The following is a 22,662-nucleotide window of genomic DNA, read 5'->3' on the forward strand; positions in this document are numbered from 1 at the left end:
CAGATAAATAAATTTGGCAGCTTTCAATAAATTCAAATTTCCTTAATTTTGAATTTTGAATTTTGAATTTTGAATTCTTGATATCCCTGCCAACGCCCCCGCCAAGATGCCAGCAATTTTTTCCCTGCCAATTGCCCTTGGCTAGGTAAAAATCTCAGCCATTGTACGAAACCCAGACTATCGCATGTACCCACAAATACTGCCCAGAATAAAAATACAATCCGGCGGATAAATGGCAAATGTTCTAGTAAAACTAGGGTTTCATTATGGACTAAATTAATAAAGGCAATTTCATTAAAATTATTTCGCTGATCTTCATCAAAACGTTTTGCTGGATAGTGGTCTACAGCAACATTAGGATCGTAAATTATCTTCCAACCAGCCCGTTTTAATGTCAGAGTAAATGCCATTTCAAAATGTACCTGCGCTCCAGTACCACGCATCCGCTCATCAAAGCGTAATTGTCCGATGGCCTCTTTACGAAAACTCATGTTTACGCCTTTGAGAATATCGACTTCGCGGGGTTCTCCCACTCCCAGATGATGGTTGCCAATCACTCGCCCAAACCACTGCAACTGTCCCACTACTGGGCGGGATTCGTCTTCTAACTTGCTGCCGTGGTATATCCAATCACGCCCTCCCAGACCGCCGAGGCGACTATCTGAGGTAAAGTAAGCAGCGATGCGCTCTAACCAATCTGGGTGGGGTGCAGCATCATCATCAGTAATGGAAACGATATCGCCCTCTACTGCTGCTAGTCCGGCATTGAGGGCTGCTACTACGCCTGGTTGTGTCACTTTCACAGTATGCAGTGGCAGATTAAGCGCGTTTAATTGCGCCAGGAATTGCCAAGTTTCTGCATCTGTATCGCGGACAACCACTATCACCTGATCGACGGGTTTAATTTGCTCCTGTAGCGCCAAAAGGCAGCGTGATAGGTCTTGTGGACGGCGATAAGTTGGTATCAGAACGGTGTTCCGCATTGCTTAACTCCTCGAATAAATCCACATAAGTTTGTGCCATAGTAGTCCAGCTATGTTTTTCTGCCACAGAACGAGCAGCTTTGCCCATTTGCTGTATGAGGGCGGGACTACTCACCAAGGACATCAACGCCACAGCCAAAGCATTAATATCATCTGAGTCGGATAAGACGATGCCACATTCTGGTGTCACCAACTCTCCGCCGCCGGTGGCTGTGGCAGTAATTACTGGCAGTCCTGAAGAAAGTGCTTCTAACAATACGAGGCTGCAAGCTTCGTATCGGGAAGGAAACACAAATAAATCTACTCCTTGCATAATTTGGGGGATATCACGGCGAAATCCCACAAAATGCACACGTTTACTTAACCCCAAAGAGGCTGCTAGCTGAGGGAAAGGACTATTTTGAGTGTGTCCCACTACCACCAAATGTAAATCGGGAACTTTCACCAAGGCGTGCAGTACTGTATCTAAGTTCTTTCTGGGTGTGCGGATGTCTCCGGCGAATAATGCTAGGGTGACATTCTCCGGTAAACCTAACTTTTGGCGATTGCTTTCACCAGGGGCAAACTCTTCTAAGTCAACGCCATTGATGATGACGCGAATGTGAGAACGCGGTACACCAATATTGACTAATTCCTGCGCTACCTTTTCAGATACAGCCACAACAACCTGCGCTTTTTGGAAAGCCTGTTTTTCCCAACGGGCATTAAAAGCCGTAAATAGCCACTGGTAAAAACCATATAAATCTCGGCGGTTGCGAGAAATATGAACAGGCGATCGCAACCATGAACTGTGGACAAAATGTACAGCGTTCACATCAGCCGCAGCCAGATTAATTGCGCCATTGACTTTAACTAAATCAACCTCAGAGCGATTTTTCTGCAACCAATCTGTACTTTTTCGGGCAAATATTAAATTACGCAAAAATTCTGTTGGATAGTCTTTGACTGGAATTCTAACCCAATTAACTTGACTATTATTTTCTAGTTCTGGTGCGATTTCACTAGCTAATAATGTGAGTTGATGACCGCGACGAATCGCTTCATTAGCAACTTCATAGTTTACTCGTCCCTGCCCATCACCTTTTTTGATTTTATGAGTAACAATACAAAGTTTCATTGACTACCTTCTTTAATAATTTAGGCTCACTTAAAACCGCAGCCCAAGAACTCTAAACAATCTTCTTTTCTTGCCTTAGCGCTCTTTGCGGTTCGTTAAGTAGCATTTACATAAACAAATATCTTCGGGTAGAAGCAATTCATGAATTGCCTCTACAAAAATTTACTATTTCGACATTTCTATTAACTTATTGGCCAAAAACTGCGGAGTAAAACTTAGACTTAATGCTACTAAAGTTCGTGCATTAAATTTTTGTTTAGTCAGCGCCTGCCAAAAATAAGGACGTGCTACTGCTATTTGTTCACTTCGCAGTAAACCAATACCCAAAGTTGTATTAGCCTCTAACCATTTCCGTTGAAAATATGCCCTAAATTGCTGTAAACGCGGGTCTTCCATGAAGACTTGATAACAGAACATTTCGCTTTTAGCTTTGCAGATTTTTGCCTGCACATCTCGGCTACCACTGAGCATAGTATCAGTTTGCTCATGGGCACGATATCGCGTTAGTCTTTCTGGATAGTAGTAAGCGCCATAACCAGATATACAGAAGAGGTAAGTTAAATATAAATCCCACATCCCGCCAACTTCTGAGGGAATACTATCCCAATCGACGAGATTATTACGAATCACACAAGATGCAGCAGTGGGTATACTTTTATCAACTAACCCGATTTTAGAGAAAGGTTGATGAATTCCTTTTGCTAGTTTGTCTCGCTTATAACCGCATGTATTTTCTTCAGTTCCACTGTTATTAATAATACCATTCGCGTCTATAATATATTGATCACAAAAAGCAAGAATTAACTCAGAGTTGGCTTCTAGTATTGGTACAAGTTTCGCTAGAAAGTCTTCATTCCAGATATCATCATCATGAAGACTAGCAACATATTTACCTCGCGCCATCTTGAAGCCATGCTGCTGATTTGCAAACATACCGACATTTTGCTGATGTCGCCAAAATCGAATACGTGAATCATCAAAAGATGCGACGACGGCTTGAGTATCTTCTGAACTACAATTATCAGAAACAATAATTTCGATATTTTGATAAGTCTGTTGAATAGCACTAGCGATCGCTTGCTTAAGATAATTTGGTCGATTATAGGTAGGGATAACAACGCTGACTAAAGGCTGTTGACATTCTTGAGATAATGACATATTTTTTCCTTTATATTTAATAAATAAAAGATGCACCATTAGAGAATTTGACCAAATTAAGCTTATTTCACTTGAAGCTATATAATTTTTTTGCTTTTGAAGGAAAGTCAGCTATTGTTTTTGCATAAATTGTTTGCAGATTATTTACATGAGCAGCCATTGTAAATTCCTTCATCAATAAAGCATGGCCTTGTTCGCCCATTTGTCGGCTTTTTTGATGATCTCCATACAAATCATGAATAGCATCAGCCAGCTTTTTAATATCATTAGCTGGAACCAGAATACCCGTTTCTCCATCTTGTAAATGTTCTGGTATTCCTCCGACTGCACTACCAATTACAGGTCGATAACGAGAGTATGCTTCTAGAGTTACAAGACCGGCAGGTTCAGGCCAAACACTAGGAAAGATAACTGCAAAACACTGTTCGTAAAGTTTATTTAGTTTATTGCGATCGCACCAGCCGTGCCAAGTAATCCGATTACTTAATCCGAGTGTATTTGCTAACTTTTCTAATCGTGGTCGTTCCCAGCCTTCACCTGCAATATCAAGTTGAATTTGTGGGTTTGTATGTATTAAGGTTTTAAGCAGCCATTCCAAACCTTTATCAGAAACAATACGGCCAACAAACAAAATTCTATGATTTCGGTGAATTTCTAGACTCAGAGGAGCAGCTTTAATTTGCGGTACAGAAATACCACAGTGTAACGTTACAGTTTGCTCCGGGGGTACGCCATTTTTAATTAACTCTTGGCGCACGTATTCGCTATTAGCAACAAAGGTGATTTTTACCTTTTTTAAGGTATCTAATAACTGATGAGTAGTTTGAAATTCTTTAAGAGTCCTTAACGGTCTACGACTACCACATTTATCTGCTAGTTTACCCCAGGTACAACCTAAGTAAGAGAAGTTGCGATCGCAGATTGTCCGTTGCTCTGCTAAATACTTTGTGCCACTAGGACAGTACAATGAGTGATTATGAACACTAAAGACAGTAGGACATTCGCCAGTAAGCTGCAATAGTAAATCTGGGCTGTGGATGTGCAGCAGCTTGAATTGGCTTTGGTCAAAACCCTTGAGCGATTTTATCACGCGATCGCTAACTTCAGGTGGTCGATGTTCAAATAGAGAAGCTAAATAAGTTTCAACACCTCCGCCCTCGCCTACATCAAAATTCGAGCATTGATAAATTAGGTCTTCTTTAAAAAGCCCTCTGTGCAATTGTTTATCATTTTGTTTGGCATCATTAATTGAGTTAAGCATTAACCACCATTCTTTACGTTATTATTCATTGAAGTCCTCATCTAAATAGAGGCTTATCTTCATCAATTTATATGCCAACATTAAACCAAAGCTTGTGTCTAACATCACTCACATAATGTCTGAGAGCAATGTTTTTACTTGCAGATTTATCTGGATAAATGAACTGATCTTCTACATTGAGAACATATTTATTTGAGCATAGAGGTTTACCATGATTGTGGTGCATGGTTAAATGTACAAGTGTTTGCTCAGTGAAATAACTTGGAACTTCTGGAAGATTTGCTAAACGTTTGATGGCAAAAGTCCAGTCAAATTCATGCCTAAATAATATAAATCCACCATTTACAGGATTCGATTTTTCAGACTCATCATAAATAATTCGCTCGTCTAGCGACATAGAACAATCAGGTAGATAAAGAGAGTATTTATCATCCGACTTGCTCAAATCAATTAAGTCAATCGCGCCAGGAAAAAATAAAATATCTGAATCAGTGTAAATCGTAGTACCATTAACAGGAATAGACATTAATGCCGACAACTTTCTGCCCATTGGATGTAGTTGGGCATAATCAAGAACACATTGAGGTAAATCTGTTCTCAGGAAGTTTTGTAAAAGTATTACCTGAACGCAGGGATGGATACGGCGGAGTAAATTACAACTAGAATCAGTGTAACTGCCATCGGAAACTACAGTAAATGTCTCTGGAATGCCGACATGACGAATGAATGAGCGAATACTTGCCACTTGTTCTGGTAAATCGCGTTCGCATGATAAAGCATAGATACTTACCGGAACTTGCTGAGTTTGCTTTATCGAGATGCTGACAATCTGAGAAAGGGCTGCTTTATATAGAGAGCGATTAAATTTACCTTGAATTTTAGCAGCGCGGTAGCCTATGTTTACCATTTATTTTTCCTGATTAAAATTATAAACAAGTGACTCGCAGAATGAACTCGTAATTCGCAAATTACAGATTACGTTAGCGAGTCAGTGTTCGTTTTTAGCGTCCCGTAGAGAGCGTCTTTACGAATTACGAATTACGAATTATAGTATTGCATCTGGTGATATTCCCAAAGCTTGCCTTGGCGTGCGAGTAATTCTTGATATTTGCCCTGTTCTACTATCCGCCCCGCTTCCAAGACTACAACTTTATCTGCTTTTGCAATAGTAGAAAGACGGTGAGCGATCGCAATTACTGTTCTTCCCACAGATAGCTTTTCTAATGAATCTTGAATTAAGCGCTCGGATACAGAATCTAAGGCGCTAGTTGCTTCATCCAAAATCAAAATTTCTGGGTTCCGTAGTAGTGCCCGTGCGATCGCAATTCGCTGTCTTTGTCCTCCAGATAATCTAACACCCCGATCTCCTAATTGGGTATCAAAACCTTCGGGCATTTCTAAAATAAATTCCAGCGCATTCGCTAATTTAGCAGCTTCTTGAATTTGCTCATTAGTTGCTTGTGGAGTGCCATAAGCAATGTTTTGCCAAACATCAGTATTGAAGATAAATGTATCCTGACTTACAACAGCTATTTGACGACGTAGAGAGTTAATTTCAAATAGTCTTATATCAATTTCATCGATATAAACATTTCCCTCTGTAGCATTATAAAAGCGAGGAATTAAATCAGCAAGAGTTGTTTTACCAGCGCCAGAAGATCCAACTAGTGCAGTCATTTTTCCCTTTTCAATGGTCAGGGTAATGTTATGTAGCACTATATTCTGGTCATCGTAACCGAAATCTACGGATACTAAATTTATTGCCCTTTCTAAAGCTTGAAATTCCAATTTTCCATTTTGGAAATAATATTTATCGTCACTTTTCAGCAAATTTTTAATATTGTCTGCTGAACCATGTAGGGTACTGAGAAATGCTCGTGTGCCATTAATATCTTGAACAAATGGGATGAAGCGAAATAGCACAAAGAAAAATGTTAACAAAGAAGCAACTTGTAGCGTTCCATTACTAACCAAACTAGTGAATGCTAAAATAATCATTCCCACCAACACCGTAGTGGCTGCCCCTTCAGCAATTGGCTTCACAAGTGTCCAAGTGAATACAACTTTAGTTGTAGAACTTACTACCTTGTCGCTAGCTTTGTAGTAACGCTGGCGCTCAAATTCTTGAGTACCACAAGAATGAACAGTGCGAATGCCATTAATAAATTCTATGGCTGTTGATGTAAAGTTAGCATTGGCAGTTGTCATGCCAAAACTGGATTCTCTGACTCTGGCATTGAGATTAGATAAACCTACACCTAAAAGTGTAAATAGTAACGCTGAAATTATAGTTAGTTGCCATGATATCAAAAACATTGAGATTAAGTAGACAAGAGTTGTTATCCCTCTAGTTACTAAAAATGCTGCACCACTGAAACCCTGTCTAATTCTTTCGATTTCTGTGGTTATTGTGTTAATTAGTTCACCAGAACGAGTTTTGGCAAAGTAGCTTAACGATAAGGATTGTAACTGTTCAAAAATTTGCTTACGTAAGCGATCGCCAAAATGCAATTGAGATAATTCGGTATAAACTTGTCCAAAATAATTGAACCCAGAACGTAGCCAAGTAGTCAGTAAAATCAGCGATGATACGCGGTAAAGACGATTAATTGATGATGTATTAGCTCCTAATACCAAATTATCAAACCATTCTATTCCTGTTTGGACAGGTTGAGCATTTGGGCTAGTTAAACTTTGCAAAAAGGTGAGCAAGAAGCCAATACTTACCCCTTCAAAGGTTGCGGCTAAAATTGAAAATGTCAGAGCTAAAATTACTATTTTGCGAAAGTGTTTAAATTCTCGCAATATCAAATAGTTGTCTTGCCAAAAGCTAGAAGCTTTGAGCAGACTACGGAATTTTTGAGGAAGTTGAGAATTCATGGATTTTATAATAATAGTTTGGCAGGGTAGATAGACCGCTATAGATGCTACATCAGCAATTTGTGCGTTAATCTCAGTGCGGTAGATGAAATCATCAATTACCGCACAGATGAATTACAGTGTCTGGCTATCTAGATGTAACAGGTGAGATGCCTCTACTTCCCAAGAAGGTTTAATTTCGGGTAGTTTATTTAGCTGTACTGCATCTTCTAAAGTCCAACTATGAAATCCAGTCAAACTCATGTCACCGCGTAGCACGTTAAATAACTGGGGCAGATTGTTGAGATTGTATTTAACCATCCAACGCCCTAGCGGTGTGATATTATTGTGCGTGCAAAACTTCATTGCTTGAAAGAGTTTACCGCGTTCTCCAACCCGCCATTCACGACAAAAAAGCGATCCTGGTGAGTAAACTTGCATTAATGCCATCAAGCCCAGCATGACTGGACTTACTAATAGCAGCAATACTAAAGCAGCAATCCAATCAATTAATCGCTGCAATTGTCTCCAGGGTTGATTAGAAGGTTTATTGGCGGCAGGTATGCTTAGGAATATTGGTTTTTGAGCTTCTTGACACGCATCTGCCCAAAACCTCAGCAAAGCCTCACCCAGCTTTGGATCTATGCTTACCAAACTTACTGGAGAATGTTGTAAGCATTCTACTAGCGATCGCTTACTATTTAATGCAGGCAGATGTGGTTGTTTCACTCGCCCAAGCGGTTTTACCAACAACTTACCCCGCCGCCACTGGAGTGTGCAGTACCCACGATTATCTTGGTGTGACTGGGTTACATTATATAAACTCTCTAGAGTTGGAATTATTGAAGCTGTCATAATGTCTTTGGGTTTATACAGGAGTGAATTACTGAGGCGTTATCAAAGGCTATCAATGCCAAAGACCCAAATCCGAATCTTGTTGTCAGTCCAAAAAGTTGGAGATAATTGAGGGCAAAAATATATTATTGCTATTTGCCACTCAGCCAAGCACATATCGTCCAGAAGTTTGCTGGTGTAGAGGTTTACAAATCAACGTTACTATCAATATTCATGGGTAATCGGTATTTTCCGGTAACTACTGAAAGTAGAAATATGTAGAGGGAAATTACCCATAAATTTATATCTACGTTTAATTGCACTGAGGTGTTTATTGTATCGATAAATGTACCAAAACCAGTCTGCTATTGTCTTCTAGCCTTTGTGAAGGTGCTTTAATCTCTAGAATATAAGACTATTTAGAAATAGCGATCGCTCCCATAAATTCTTTATTTACTCTTTAAAGAGCCAGTGATTTCTCTGAAAAGCCATAAAGATCGCATAAATATACGAAAATTTTCCTGATAGCAATAAAATTAAATTTTGTTCATTAAAAAGTAGGGTAACACTGATGTGCTACCCTACTACGTGTTGCATTTAAACTAATTAGATCCCCGACTTCTCTAAGAAGTCGGGGATCTTGCATCTCGCGGTACTAGTTACTTTTCCACAGCTTGACGGAGAGCCAATTGCTGTTGTTTGATATAAGGTACGTAATTACTGCTATTTGATACCCCATTAGCCACAACCCCAATCAGGTTTAACTTACTTAGCATTGCTGTAGCCTGAGTCAACTGGCTTCGTGTCACAATACCAATGCTTGCCACCATGACCACACTACGACAAGATGATGCGGTAAGCATGGCATCCACCAAACCAAGAACTGGGGGAGCATCTATGAGTACCAAATCATAGTTTTCTTCAAAAGCTGCCATCAATTGCATCATTCGGGGAGAACTCAACAGATTAGCTGGATCAACAGGTTTGGGCCCAGCCGTCAAAATATCGATGTAGGAAGAACCTGAATATTGAAGACTAATTTGGTTGGGTAGACTTGCATCACTCGCCAATAAAGTTGAAAGCCCTTGTTCATTAGGAAGATTCAGTTGGTGGTGCAAACTGGGATCGCGTAAATTGGCATCAATTAGTAACACCCTCTTGTGTAAACGGGCAGCACTCATCGCTAAACCTAACGCCAAAGCTGACTTACCCTCATCTGGTAAAGCTGAGGTAATCATCAAAGATTTTAAGTTAGCAACAGTATTTAAAAGTTCAATGTTCTTGTAAATCAGATCCAGCGATTCCCAACGTGGTGGAGATTGCAATACTTGAATTGTCCAAGGGGCGAGAACTTCTGGCTTGCCAAAGGGCAATTTAATCATTGATTCTCTGGGTTTAGCTGGCGGTAATTTGGGGGTTGTTCCCAACAAAGGTAGAGCCATTTGCTTCTCTAACTCAGCAGTGGTATGAACTGCATCATCAGCCGAATCTCGAATAAAGGCAGCAATGCCTCCTAACATCAACCCAACCACAGCACCTAACAGCAAGTTCTGTTGAAGATTGGGGCCTAATTGTGCGCCTTTTTGAGGATCTTCTACTACTTCCCAATTAAAACCACCCTTGGAAAGTTCTTGCCGCAATTGCTGTTCTGCTCTTAAAAGTTGCTCTAATCTTTCACGACTAAATTGCAACTGCGGTAACATCCGATTGTAATAAGCCAAAAGAGGCGGGAAGCGTTTGATTTCTAAACGTAGCTCGTTTTCTTTCTGAGCTAAACTTTGATCGCGGGCAGTTAAAGCAACTATAGTTGTCTGCGTTTCTACTAACTGACCAGCGAGGCTAAGATCAATTTCACCGAGTTGTCCTCGTTCGAGAAGAGAGTCTCCAGAAGTGAAAGCACTAGCAGACTTTCCGCCTAAAGTTCTTCCTACTTCTTGTTGCAATAATTCCTTCTGTCCCTGAAGCTGTTCTTTGAGCTTTTGGACACTCGGAGTCTGATCTGTAAAGCGTAAGCGTTCTTGTGCTAGTGCCAATTCGCTTTTTTGGATTTCGTTTAGTAAGCCTTGATAGCGAGTAGACTGACTCAGGCGAGAAGCAACTAGAGCATTTTGAGGAGAACGGTTAAGTTGTTCTTCCAAAGATTTTTGGCGTGCTAAGGCTTCGCCATACTGAGCGCGAGTTGTCTGTCTTTCTTGAGAAATATTATTTAAAGCTGTCTCAATCGCTTTGGCCTGTGACTCTGGATCAATTAAGTTCTGATTTCTGCGAAATCTTTGTAAATTAGTCTCAGATGCGTTTACTTCTTCACTGGCTTTACTTAACTGTTCCCTAATAATTTGCAGACCTTTTTGTAACCGCGAAGTCTGCTGTTGTTTGTTATATTCCAGATAAACTTGTCGAATTGCACCGAGAACTTTTTGTGTCTTTTCTGGATCTCCAGCAGTGTATTCGACTTGAAAGATTTTTGTAGCAACATTATCTTCTTTACTTCTCAATTGAGTTAAGACTAAAGAAGCTTTAATTTCAGCCGTACTGATATCTGGATAATCAGACTGAAGTTTATCAACTGCTTTTTGGATAAGTCCAGAACTCTGCATCAAGTTAAGCTGAGTTGCAGTATCTATGACAATATTAGAGTCAGTAAACTGACTATCTACTCCTGCTGATTCTTTCTTACCTTGATAGTTAGATTCTACTAGCAGTTGCATTGAACTTTTATAAGTTGGTTTAGTTTTTAAAGTTACCATGCCTGCTATAGCAATAGAACTAATCAATACTGCTAAAAACCAAGGAAATCTTCGCACAAATACGGCAAATAATTGTCCGTAGCTGGGTTCAGTTTCAGAGGCTGGATTTATTTGAGGATTTAGGCTAGTTTGAACCACTTTTATTATCCTTGTCTTCAAGACTTACGCTAAGAGATACCCCGAAGACTACCTATTTTTCACAACCCGCCGAGAAGGAGAGAGAAATTAAATAGGTAATCTTATAGTGTCAAGAAATTCCGAAATCAAATGAATATTTGATGTCCGCCACAAGCTTGGTTAATAATTTGCTCAACTTTCCCAAAGAATGCATTCTCTGAGAAGTTTGCTACTGCATGATTACGGATGCGATCGTAATCCCAAGAGATGCCATTAGCTTCTTGTAACGCAATTTGTAGAGATTCGGGTGTTTGTCTTTTGAAAAAGACTCCTGTTTCACCTGGTATTTGAGTATCTAATACTCCACCAGCACCATAAGCAATGACTGGTGTACCGCTAGCATTAGCCTCTACTGGAACTAACCCGTAATCTTCTAAGGCTGCGACAATAATAGACTTGGCTTTGGAAAACAAGTCTTTGCGGACTCTATCACTTACGTGTCCCAAGAACACAATATTTTTTAATGCTTTAGATTTTAACCGTTCTAGTTCTGGCCCGTCACCTGATATTAATAAGTGCCATCCTAGCCAGTTAAAAGCTTCGACTATTATATCAAGGCGTTTATAGCTAATCATCCGGGCTGAAGCCAGATAATATTCATCTTTTATATCGGAAAAAACAAATTTACTAGTATCAATTGGATAGTTAACCATCATTGCCTTTTTGCCATAAATACTTTCAATACGGCGGGCAACAACACTAGAATTAGCAATATAAAGGTCAGGTTCCTGGGCATATTTCAGGTCTACCTTTCTCATTAATTGAAATACTTGCTCAATTAAAGGTGCAAAATATCTATAGTCTCCGTATTCTCTTAAATAGGTTGCTGTATCCCATAAGAAACGGGTGACGTTATGGCAAAAGCAAATGTGGCGAGCGTTGGGATTTTTTCGCACTGCTTTGGCGAAGCTGGTGCTACTGCTAATAATTAGATCGTAGTCTTGCAGATCCAAGGCGCGAAAGGCAGGAAAATATAGAGGAGCCATTGACCTGAAATACTTTGCTGCACCAGGGATTTTTTGTAAGAAGGTTGTGTTAACGATGCGATCGCCTAGATCAATAGTTTTTTGGCGATCGTACAGAGATGTGAAAATGTCTGCTTCAGGATAACGCTTACAAAGCAGTTCAAATACACGCTCTGCCCCACCTCGCTGGGTTAAATAATCGTGGACTAGAGCAATTTTCATGAATTTGACCTAAAGTTTCGATCGGGTTTGTTTCAACGCTCCCCAGCAAGTTAATATCAACAACTTTAGTGTCCCGCAGTATAGCTTCCTTTCCTCTCTCTTTACGAAATTCTGGCGACAAGTACGTTGATAGGGGCGTACCTCTGTACCATTGGTGTCAACTTAACGTGAAACCCTTGTCAAGGCATGATATTGAGTTCATTCACTTACCGTTACTGGACGTGTCACCCCACCCTAACCCTCCCCTTGTAAAGGGGAGGGAACTAGATTTGTTTTTCCCCCCTTTATAAGGGGGGATTAAGGGGGGTAAAACGCCTGTGAGATAAGCTTAAGTTGACACGTATGACAGATGTACAGCCCCTACAGCCAATTCATTTGTGGCGAATATTTTTGGAACCGATATTACCCAACTGCTACTAAGGTTTTTTCTGAGGCGAAATAAGTGTTTTGCTCAGTTCTTAGTTGATCGCAGAGTCTACCTTCAGGTAATTCTACATCCTCATAAGTGAGGACTTGATCCTTAGAAATATCCCGTTTCAGGCGACATCCTTCAGCTAAACCAATTGGTAGGAGATTTTGCTGTTGGACGATGGGGGAATTTTCACATTGTCCGTAGGTCATGTAGTAACCGATGCCATCTAGGGTTTCTCCTGCTTTCAGGTCGATTTTGGCGGTGGTGACAACATCTACTAATGGGCCTGCGAGTGGAGACATGACGGCATCACCGAAGAGGACTGCACGCGCTACGGACAAGGGAACTTCAAAATGACAGAGGTGATAAGGAGTATGGAAGCTGTAAAGTGGGCCTTCGCCTAATTTATATAAGTTGAGATAGTGGCGTTGCTTGGGGTCGTCGTGTGTGGCAAATACATATACGCCTGGGCCTGGTTTTGCTCCAACTACATAATCGACAATGCCGCCCAGTTCTTTGAGTTGTTCAACATCATATAAATGGGTCATTTCATCGACATAACCGTTGAAGTCATATCCCAACATTCCCCGCTTGGCGACTTTCATCCCTGTGGCATTAGCAACGATCGCTTGCTCAAAGGAAATTTTGGTTCCATCGGCGAAGCTAGCCACCATGTGGGGCTTTTGACCCCAACGTTTAGCAAATCCTTCCTGGGTGGTGGGATTGCGATAGGGGTCTTGGAGTCCTTTAATGTTACCGCACAATAAGGGAGTTAAACCAATGCTTTTTACAAAGCGGTAGAGGTTCATTTGCACCCCTGGCTGATCGCCATCACAGGCGCTAAGAATCACACCTGCTTTGTCAGCATAGACTTTCAGGATGGGGCCAATAGTGCCGTCAAGTTCGGCATTCATCATAATCACATGCTTGCGATGAGCGATCGCTTCCATGATGATGTGAGCGCCAAATTCCACTGCACCTGTGACTTCGATTATGGCCTCGATGCCCTCAGCCTGACACAGTAACTTAGCGTCTTCTGTGACTGCATACTTACCGTTTGCGATCGCATCTTCTAATTCGCTGACAGTTGCAACAACTTGAATATCTTCAATTCCGGCTTCCGAATAAGCTCGCTTGGCTGCATCAATCTGACGATTGGAGATAGCAACTAACTCCATTCCTGGCACGGAATTAACAATTTGGTTGGCAATTCCTCGACCCATAAAACCAGCACCAATCATTCCCACCTTGATAGGATTTCCTGCTGCTGCACGGGCTTGTAAGGCGCGATCGATAATAATCATGAACTAAACTCCTTTTTGGAACTGTTGGTTGTGATACAAATTCTCTATAAACTTGCACTTAATAATTGCTCACAGCTAAATATTAAGTACAATTTCATGGGAATTAAATTTACTTATAGCTACTAGCTGCTTGTTTGCTAGATGCTAACGAATTTATCATTGTGGAATTGGATAACATCAAAGTTGTAGCCCAATTCTAATTTATTTCCTTTGCACTCTACTCTGTGGGAAGCCGCAGAAGCATCTATGCGTTCTTGGCGGTTCGTTAAAAATAATTTCACGAACCATCTAATACCGCTAAAATTATTTAGAAGTATTACCAACAGTCATCATTCTCAACAAAGGCCAATTTAAATCTTTCTCAGATATTTCAGTCACAGCTAGAGGCCAATCAATGTTAAAGAAGGGGTCGTCATACCGTAAACCTCTCTCATACCCTGGCGTATAAAATTCACCTACTTGATATATGACTTCAGTCTCATCCGTCAGCGCTTGATAACCGTGAGCAAACATTTCTGGAACATACAAAGCGCGGCGGTTTTCTGGGGTAAGTTCTACACCAATGTGTGATAAAAAGGTGGGAGATTCAGGACGCATATCAATAATTACGTCATAGATTGCGCCTTTTGTGCAGCGAATTAACTTTGTTTCTGCTGCTGGCAGAATTTGATAGTGCATTCCCCGGATAGTGCCTTTTTTGTAATTAAAAGACAGATTACATTGGGCAACTGTAGGTTTTAATCCGTGTGCTTCAAATTCTTGAGCGCAGAAAGACCGAGCAAAAAAACCACGGTGGTCTGGCTTTTCTTCTAAGTCAATAATGAATGCGTCTTTGAGTGCGGTTTCGGTGAAAATCATGATGATTCCTTGAAGATGAATGTTGAGTACAAAAGGTTACTAAGTTGGAACTTTAACTGCATCAGATGCAGAGTGTAGCTCTATCCTGGGATAAGTATCATCCCAGTATTGGGTGCAGAGGTCTGGCCGTTCTGGAGGATTGGCGGTGTAACAAAAGAATAGTGTTGAGCGGTCTTCTGTGCGTATTGTACCGTGATGCAAAGCATTTTTTGTATCTACAATAATAACCGTACCTGCTGGCCCTGGGCAGGATTTCCAAGCTGATTTGGGGATGACTGATTTTACTTGTTCATCATCGATGCCCATATAGCCTGACTTCCAAAGTTTGTAGTAAAGACGAAAGTAATTCCAACTAAATAGGGAAGTTAAAGAACGAGGAATATATTCAAATGGCCCAGTTTTTTCTTCTACATTATTCAAGTAAATGAAGATTTTGATAATCCGACGGTCTTCTGCATCGCTATGCCATAGTAGCGTCCCAAACTGATGTTTATTCTTGAAATCTTTGCGTAAATGTACACCATGAAAAGCAATTGGAAGACCGATATAATTTTCGATGATGTTGAGTAGCCTTTTCTCTACCCCCCAGGCATAAAATTCTGGTAAACCTGTAACTGTGTAGATTTGTGGCAACCTTTCATCTAGATGGTCGTTGTTGGGCTGTTCCATCTGAGACAATTGATGGTACGCAGCTTTGAGCAGTTCGGGGCTAGAGTCTAACCCTAAATCTGCTAGCGTTGTGACGTGAACGCCATCTTTTTTGAGAGCATTAAGGATGTTGCAATCGCTTTCTGCCAAGGCTGGCAAATTTCTGCTATGCTGCCAACGAGCTAGGTAATATTTAAAGTCATCTGAAAGCGTAGCTATTTTGCGTTTAATAGCGTTAAGCATGGCGTAAATACCTTCTGTTTGTGAGATATATTTGTTAGTAAATTAGTAGCTTATGGCTTATAGTTCCGCACTTCTTCAGTAGAGATTTCACTTGATTCTGCTAACCCAAACTCTTTAGAAACCATCAAATCAAAAGCACACAAGCTGACTAAAGCTACAAATGGAACTACTGTTTTAATGGCAGACATCGGCCATCTTCTTAAAGCACCTAATAAAACTTTTAAGTTGACTTCTTTCCCGTTCTGCAAAAGCATCCGCCGACAAAACTGCTTAGAATATCCACTTTGCTCTAATTTCAAAATTACTTCGGGGATGTGTTTGTATTGCATTAACAGTGCTGATTTTGGTTCTTTCTGCCAATAACTCACACCCACAACACATTCTAAATAAGTCTCTTTCGTGACAATTACGCTACCATTAGCAGCACAATATCCAGCTAAATATGCTAAAGATATCCAGTTATTCTCAGCATCTTGCCAATCTTGGAGAGCGCGTTTTACTAAGTCAGTGCGATAGACTGTAGCAGTTAGAAAAATGACTGCACCGACACTTTTTGAAAAACAATATTCAAATATAGCTTTACCATCACCTTTACCATCTTCACTATCAACATCAAACCAGCGATTACCAACAATTTTTGGTGGATGAACTGGCTCACCAGTAATTTGGTTCCGGCCGGAAAAATTGAGAAACAATAATGATAAATCTTCGTGCTGTCTAAGTTTGTTAATTACATAAGCAACAGCTCTGTCTTGGATTGGGTCATCATCACCGATTGCCCAAACGTATTTTGTTGTTGCCGAATTTAGGCAATACATAATGTTTTTAATTACACCTAAATTCTTCAAGTTTTTATTTGATTTAAATGTAACTTTACTAAAGTTTGCTTGCCATTTTTGGATTATCTGTTGAGTATTATCTGTTGAACAATTATCAGATATTAAAATCTCACATTCATCTTCAAAACCTTTAATAGCTTGAGTCAACCAAGTAAGTTGTTTATCTAGAAGCTGGGCACGATTGAATGTAGGAATAGCAATAGTCAGCAATTTATTCATATTAAGCTAAAATCTGTAGTTAATAGCAGTTTAGTAATTAACAAGCTGCTGTTCAGTTTAAATTGCGGATTGGCAAGAAGACCTTTATAAAACTACGCCTTTTGATTACTTTTTATCTATTGTGTCTACTCACAAATGACAACAATAAATAGTAACAAAAGGCGTTTTTGGGTTATAATTAGTAATTACGATGCTATTAAAAGCTTATCCGGAGTAGGACAAGAATAAATTTTTACTTCAGGAATTGGCACAACAAACTGTCCGCCCCACTCGCTAATGAATGCCATTTGTTCCATAATTTCTTCCTTGAGGTTCCAAGGTAAAATTAGGACATAATCTGGTTTAGTTTCGCGGATTTTTTCTGGCTCAAAGATAGGAATATGTGTCCCAGGTAAAAATAAGTCTTGCTTATAGGGATTACAATCTACTGTGTAATCGATAAAATCTTTGCCAATTCCACAGTAATTAAGTAATGTGTTGCCTTTAGCTGGTGCGCCATAACCAACGATTGATTTCCCTTCTGCTTTTGCACTCAGAAGGAAACTTAAAAGTTTGTGCTTTGTTTCTTTAACTTTTTCGCCAAATGTAATATAAGTCTCTATCTGATGCAGCCCAGCAGCAATTTCTTTTGCTTTTAGATGGCTAACTCGGTCGCTGATGGCGGGGTTATCAGCATTGTCATGTTTGGCATAAATTCTCAAGGAACCGCCATGAGTTGATAATTCTTCTACATCAAAAAGCTGTAAATTGTGCGCTGCAAAAATCTTTTCGATAGTGAGGAATGAGAAGTAAGAAAAATGCTCGTGATAAATCGTATCAAATTGGTTTTGTTGAATCAGTTGCAAAATGTGAGGAAACTCCATCGTCAAAATACCGTTGGGTTTGAGGATGAGTTTCATCCCAGCGATGAAGTCATTTAAATCTGGTACATGAGCTAAAACATTATTACCTATCAAAAGGTCAGCTAGTTTTCCTTCCATCACTAGTTCTTTGGCAGTTTCAACACCAAAAAACTTGTTGATACTAGGAATGCCTCTTCCTTGAGCTATCCTGGCTATGTTGGCGGCTGGTTCTATTCCCAAAACTGGGATTCCCTTTTCTAGAAAATATTGCAGTAGATAGCCATCATTACTAGCAATCTCAATCACTTGAGTATTACAATTAAAGCCAAATTTATCCACCATCATATCGGTGTAGGCTTTGGCATGTTTTAGCCAGCTTACTGAGTAGGAAGAAAAATAAGCATAGTCACTAAAAATATGATCTGGCGTTTCAAATTGTTCTAATTGAACTAAAAGAGTATCTTCAGAAACATAGGCGTGGAGGGGATAAAACTTTTCGGCATTATTTAGCTGTTCTGCTGTTAAATAAGCATTGGCTAAAGGGGACATTCCTAAATCAATAAATGTTTGGTGTAGAGGTTGACCACTAAAACGACATTTTGCATTTGTCATAAATTTCCTCTCCTGGGTAAAAATGATTTAATGGAAGAATTCAGAAGTCAGAATTCAGGAGTCAGAATCATATCATGTCCGGCAAATTACTTGTGATATGTCATTGCGAGTGCAACGAAGTGGAAGGAAGCAATCGCGAGGCTTTTGGGATTGCTTCACTTCGTTCGCAATGACAATTATTTAACCGGACATGATATCAATTCAGTCGGGGATTCAGACTGGCGCAGGATTGATGACCACCAAATCTACGATTTGGTGGGGGTTTTAAACCCGGTTATTCATCCGCTTTTTCGGTCAGAATTCATGCTGAATTCTGACTCCTGACTCCTGAATTCTGTTCGATAAATTCGAACCAATAATATTTGATTCGGGAATTAGATTATTGATTTGCTACCACTAGGCTAATCTAACTACTTTTTATTCCAAAAGAAATCTTTGTCAATTTGTTCGGTACGAATTAGATACTCTAGCTGTTTTAAACGGGTAAATCCTCTAAACAAGAAAGTATCTTCAGCCATATCTATTTGACTGAATAAATCAAATAGTTGCTGGGCACCAAGTCGAGCGTTCCAATCACATTTAAATCCGGGAAGGATTGTGTTGATTTTCTCGAAGGATACCCGATAGCTGCGGTTATCTGAGCCGTTTTCACCAAAGGATAGTTTACAATCTGGGAAAATATCAGCAATAACTTCCGCGATTTCTTTGACACGATAGTTATTTTCTGTATCTCCCACATTAAAGATTTGGTTATGTACAATGTCTCGTGGTGCTTCTAAAGTGCAGACTATTGCTTTGCAAATATCCAGTGCGTGGACTAATGGCCGCCAAGGTGTACCATCACTGGTCATTTTGATTTGCTTGCTAGTCCATGCCAACCCTGCTAAGTTGTTTAAAACAATATCAAAGCGCATTCTGGGAGAAGCACCAAAAGCTGTTGCATTCCGCATAAAGGTGGGAGAGAAGTCATCATCCGCAAGTGGTCTGACATCTCTTTCTACGAGAGTTTTGCATTCTGCATAAGCTGTTTGGGGATTAACTGGGGATTCTTCTGTGACATCATCGGCGGTAGCAACGCCGTAGACGCTGCATGAAGACATATACACAAAACGACGCACACCCATAGTCTTGGCTAGATTAGCGAGACGAACTGAACCTACATGATTAATTTCGTAGGTAATATTCGGTGCTAATTGTCCGGCTGGGTCATTTGAGAGTTCCGCCATGTGAACTATTGCTTCAATACCTTCCAAATCGTCAGGGGTAATGTTGCGGATATCTTTGTTAAGGGTTTTAGGTGTTACCCCATTAGCGTTGTATAGCCAGCCAACTTTATAGAAACCAGTATCTAGACCGATAACTTCATGTCCCCGTTCGATTAACAGAGGCGGTAATAATGAACCAAGATAGCCTTCTGTTCCAGTTACTAATATTTTCATTGTGGTTAATACCTTTGTATTGATGAGTTAAATTCTTTGTTTAGTGAAGATACACAGATATGCCCCATACTCCTCTTCTGTCATTCTCCCTAGATAAAAAGATGTAATCCTTGTCAGGCGTTAGTCTCAATATCCATCATATTAGACAATAAACTCACAAAACCAATTCCAAACAAGGTTTTAAAAGTTGCCTTCGACTTTTATTTTCGGAGAGTAATAGTAAGAGGGCTATGGTTCAGTTAGCCTTGTAAAGTTGGAAAAGAATTCTTCTTTTCTCTGTGTTCTCTGCGCCTCTGTGGTTAAAAAGTAATTTCTTGAACCATAAAACGCAGAGAGAAAAGCAAGGATTTTATTTTATGATTTACTTTGACAGAGGCAATCTTTAAAGTGCAAGCAACTATGCTATCTATGCAGTTACTACATTATCTAGATGCGAGAGTTGGGGAATTTCTGCCACCAGTGCTTTGCCAATTTCTAGAGAAGACGTAGCCGCAGGAGAAGGAGCATTGCAAACATGGATGGAGTTTTGACCAGAAACAATCAAAAAGTCGTCTACAAGTTTGCCATCGTTCATTAAGGCTTGAGCGCGGACTCCTGCATGGGTGGGAACTAAGTCTTCTGCTTGGACTTCGGGAATTAGTTTTTGCAAACTTCTGGTAAAGGCTGCTTTACTAAAGGAGCGAATAATTTCTTGGATGCCTTCATCAGCGTGTTTGGCTGCCAATTTCCAGAAACCAGGATAAGTGATGACCTCAAGAAAATCCCGGAAATCAAAGTCGGTTTTTTTGTAACCTTCACGTTTGAGTGACAGAACTGCGTTTGGCCCTGCATGGACGCTACCATCAATCATTCGGGTAAAGTGGACACCCAAGAAGGGGAAATCTGGATTGGGAACTGGGTAAATTAGTGTTTTAACCAGATAGCGTTTTTCTGGGGTGAGTTCGTAGTATTCTCCCCGGAATGGGACGATTTTGGCTTGGGGTTCAACTTTACCTAGTCTGGCGGTGCGATCGCTATGCAATCCTGTACAATTAATTACAAAGCGGGTTTCAAAGTTACCTTTATTTGTTTGCAGTACCTGATTGTTACCACTAGGGGAGATTTTCAGAACTTTTGTATTGAGACGCAAATCCCCACCCTGGTCTTGAATTAGCTGGGCATACTTCAAACAAACTTGCTTGTAATTAACAATGCCAGTTGAGAATACCCGAAGTCCACCTACGCATTTTACGTGAGGTTCAATTTCCCTGACTTCTTCGGGGCTGATTCTCTTAACTTCTATGCCATTGTCTAGTCCGCGTTGGTAAAGATTTTCTAGACGTGGTAGTTCTTGTTCTTCGGTTGCAACAATCACTTTACCACAAACTTCATGCTCTATTCCATGCTCTTGGCAAAATTCTACCATAGAGCGAGAACCATCACGGCAAAATTTAGCTTTGAAACTCCCTGGTTTGTAGTAAATACCAGAATGAATTACTCCACTATTATTGCCGGTTTGGTGAAATGCCCATTGACTCTCTTTTTCTAGTACTAAAATACGCGCGTTTGGATAGTGTTTTCCTAAAGCTAATGCTGTAGAAAGTCCAACTATTCCCCCGCCTATAATCGTAAAATCATACATCATAAATTAGTAGTATTGCACTTAAAATTACAGTAAATCTATAAAGTTATTTGGGATTGGGTACTGGGTACTGGGTAAGAAAATATGAATAAGATTTGGTTTGGATGCGAATCTTCATTCAAATCTTCCCAATCCCTAGTCCCCAGTCCCTAGTCCCCTTACCATACCTTCCAAGGAGCTTGGTTACTTTTCCATAGCTCCTCTAAGTAGTTTTTATCGCGCAAAGTATCCATTGGTTGCCAAAAACCATTATGCCTAAAAGCAGATAGCTGTTCCATATCAGCTAGCTTTTCTAATGGCTCTTGCTCCCATACTGTAGAGTCATCAGCAATCAAATTGATTGCTTCTGGTTCTAACACAAAATAACCGCCATTAATCCAAGCTCCATCGCCTTCGGGTTTTTCTCGAAAGCTGGTAATTTTAGTTTGCTCATTTCCCAAAGAAATGGCTCCGAAACGTCCGGCTGGTTGAACGGCTGTGAGTGTTCCTAATGTATTTTGTTCTTTATGAAATTTCACTAGTTCGGTGATATTAATATTACTTACACCATCACCATAAGTAAAGCAAAAAGTCTCACTACCAAGATGTTCTCTGATTCGCTTTAAGCGTCCACCTGTCATGGTATTATCACCCGTATTTACTAAGGTAACACGCCAGGGTTCTGCATAACCAGAATGCACATTCATCTGATTAAATCGCATATCAAAGGTAACATCTGACATGTGCAAGAAGTAGTTAGCAAAATACTCCTTAATCATGTAACCTTTGTAACCACAACAAATAATGAAGTCATTAATGCCGTGAGCGGAGTAAGTCTTCATTATGTGCCAGAGAATTGGCTTACCACCAATCTCAACCATCGGCTTGGGCCTAATACTAGTTTCTTCACTAAGACGTGTACCAAGCCCTCCAGCCAAAATCACCGCTTTCATGCAATTACCTCAGAGATTCGTAGGTATTTTATTATTTGACTTTTTCGATATAAAGAGGATGCACCTAGAATGAGAAAAATTGATTTATAATTTCTTTTCTCCGTCAATAATGTAACTGTAATTTTACCCAAAATTATAAAGGAAAGATAAATTAACATCTTTTCTATATAAAAGCTCTATGAATATCTATAAACTGGAAAATCATACCATTTCAATTGACGATTGCAACATATTTTTGGGTAAAGATGTGATGAATCGCGTCTCTACAAATGGTTTATTTGTTACATTGTTTTTTTTAATTGGTATCATATCATGTCCGGTTAAATAATTGTCATTGCGAACGAAGAGAAGCAATCCCAAAAGCCTTGCG

Annotated in this window: 17 protein-coding genes; all 17 read right to left on the reverse strand. The window is 40.0% G+C overall.

All coding sequences use genetic code 11. The features are described 5' to 3' along the window. Nucleotides 1-32: 32 nt before the first annotated feature. Nucleotides 33-983 carry a glycosyltransferase family 2 protein gene (locus VB732_RS17130; RefSeq protein ID WP_323232066.1) on the reverse strand — a complete coding sequence of 317 codons (951 nt, stop codon included), beginning with the start codon at nucleotides 981-983 and terminating at the stop codon, nucleotides 33-35. Beyond that, on the reverse strand, nucleotides 901-2,100 hold the full coding sequence (locus VB732_RS17135) for a glycosyltransferase family 4 protein (protein WP_323232067.1): 1,200 nt from the start codon (nucleotides 2,098-2,100) through the stop codon (nucleotides 901-903). The genes VB732_RS17130 and VB732_RS17135 overlap by 83 nt, the downstream gene beginning before the upstream one ends. 165 nt (nucleotides 2,101-2,265) lie before the next feature. Then, entirely contained in the window at nucleotides 2,266-3,258 is a 993-nt protein-coding gene (locus VB732_RS17140; RefSeq protein WP_323232068.1) for a glycosyltransferase family 2 protein, read from the reverse strand. A 67-nt stretch (nucleotides 3,259-3,325) separates the two neighbouring features. Next, nucleotides 3,326-4,519 carry a glycosyltransferase family 4 protein gene (locus VB732_RS17145; protein WP_323232069.1) on the reverse strand — a complete coding sequence of 398 codons (1,194 nt, stop codon included), beginning with the start codon at nucleotides 4,517-4,519 and terminating at the stop codon, nucleotides 3,326-3,328. Between the two features lie 67 nt (nucleotides 4,520-4,586). Further along, the gene (locus tag VB732_RS17150; RefSeq protein WP_323232070.1) at nucleotides 4,587-5,426 is read right to left on the reverse strand and encodes a hypothetical protein; all 840 of its coding nucleotides are present in this window, start codon (nucleotides 5,424-5,426) and stop codon (nucleotides 4,587-4,589) included. Between the two features lie 131 nt (nucleotides 5,427-5,557). Next, the gene (gene hepA / locus VB732_RS17155) at nucleotides 5,558-7,399 is read right to left on the reverse strand and encodes a heterocyst formation ABC transporter subunit HepA (protein WP_323232071.1); all 1,842 of its coding nucleotides are present in this window, start codon (nucleotides 7,397-7,399) and stop codon (nucleotides 5,558-5,560) included. 114 nt (nucleotides 7,400-7,513) lie between these two features. Continuing rightward, on the reverse strand, nucleotides 7,514-8,233 hold the full coding sequence (hepC, locus tag VB732_RS17160) for a heterocyst development glycosyltransferase HepC (protein ID WP_323232073.1): 720 nt from the start codon (nucleotides 8,231-8,233) through the stop codon (nucleotides 7,514-7,516). A 638-nt stretch (nucleotides 8,234-8,871) separates the two neighbouring features. After that, entirely contained in the window at nucleotides 8,872-11,097 is a 2,226-nt protein-coding gene (locus tag VB732_RS17165) for a polysaccharide biosynthesis tyrosine autokinase (RefSeq protein ID WP_323232075.1), read from the reverse strand. Between the two features lie 125 nt (nucleotides 11,098-11,222). Next, the gene (locus VB732_RS17170; RefSeq protein ID WP_323232076.1) at nucleotides 11,223-12,323 is read right to left on the reverse strand and encodes a glycosyltransferase; all 1,101 of its coding nucleotides are present in this window, start codon (nucleotides 12,321-12,323) and stop codon (nucleotides 11,223-11,225) included. A 402-nt stretch (nucleotides 12,324-12,725) separates the two neighbouring features. After that, entirely contained in the window at nucleotides 12,726-14,039 is a 1,314-nt protein-coding gene (locus VB732_RS17175; RefSeq protein ID WP_323232077.1) for an NAD(P)H-dependent oxidoreductase, read from the reverse strand. A 303-nt stretch (nucleotides 14,040-14,342) separates the two neighbouring features. Then, nucleotides 14,343-14,897: a dTDP-4-dehydrorhamnose 3,5-epimerase gene (rfbC, locus tag VB732_RS17180; protein ID WP_323232079.1), complete on the reverse strand. Its 555-nt coding sequence runs from the start codon at nucleotides 14,895-14,897 to the stop codon at nucleotides 14,343-14,345. Between the two features lie 39 nt (nucleotides 14,898-14,936). Further along, nucleotides 14,937-15,788 (reverse strand): phytanoyl-CoA dioxygenase, encoded by an 852-nt coding sequence (locus tag VB732_RS17185; RefSeq protein WP_323232080.1) that lies wholly within the window; start codon nucleotides 15,786-15,788, stop codon nucleotides 14,937-14,939. A gap of 50 nt (nucleotides 15,789-15,838) precedes the next feature. After that, nucleotides 15,839-16,846 carry a glycosyltransferase family 2 protein gene (locus tag VB732_RS17190; protein ID WP_323232082.1) on the reverse strand — a complete coding sequence of 336 codons (1,008 nt, stop codon included), beginning with the start codon at nucleotides 16,844-16,846 and terminating at the stop codon, nucleotides 15,839-15,841. Between the two features lie 185 nt (nucleotides 16,847-17,031). Then, nucleotides 17,032-18,300: a class I SAM-dependent methyltransferase gene (locus VB732_RS17195; protein ID WP_323232084.1), complete on the reverse strand. Its 1,269-nt coding sequence runs from the start codon at nucleotides 18,298-18,300 to the stop codon at nucleotides 17,032-17,034. A 410-nt stretch (nucleotides 18,301-18,710) separates the two neighbouring features. Next, the gene (locus tag VB732_RS17200; protein ID WP_323232085.1) at nucleotides 18,711-19,739 is read right to left on the reverse strand and encodes an SDR family oxidoreductase; all 1,029 of its coding nucleotides are present in this window, start codon (nucleotides 19,737-19,739) and stop codon (nucleotides 18,711-18,713) included. 406 nt (nucleotides 19,740-20,145) lie between these two features. Further along, complete coding sequence (gene lhgO, locus VB732_RS17205) at nucleotides 20,146-21,360, reverse strand: L-2-hydroxyglutarate oxidase (protein WP_323232100.1); 1,215 nt, start codon at nucleotides 21,358-21,360, stop codon at nucleotides 20,146-20,148. 158 nt (nucleotides 21,361-21,518) lie between these two features. After that, nucleotides 21,519-22,292 carry a glucose-1-phosphate cytidylyltransferase gene (rfbF, locus tag VB732_RS17210; protein WP_323232086.1) on the reverse strand — a complete coding sequence of 258 codons (774 nt, stop codon included), beginning with the start codon at nucleotides 22,290-22,292 and terminating at the stop codon, nucleotides 21,519-21,521. Nucleotides 22,293-22,662: the final 370 nt, after the last annotated feature.

Origin of the sequence: Nostoc sp. UHCC 0252 (genome assembly GCF_034931145.1) — a bacterium.
Lineage (GTDB): Bacteria > Cyanobacteriota > Cyanobacteriia > Cyanobacteriales > Nostocaceae > Nostoc.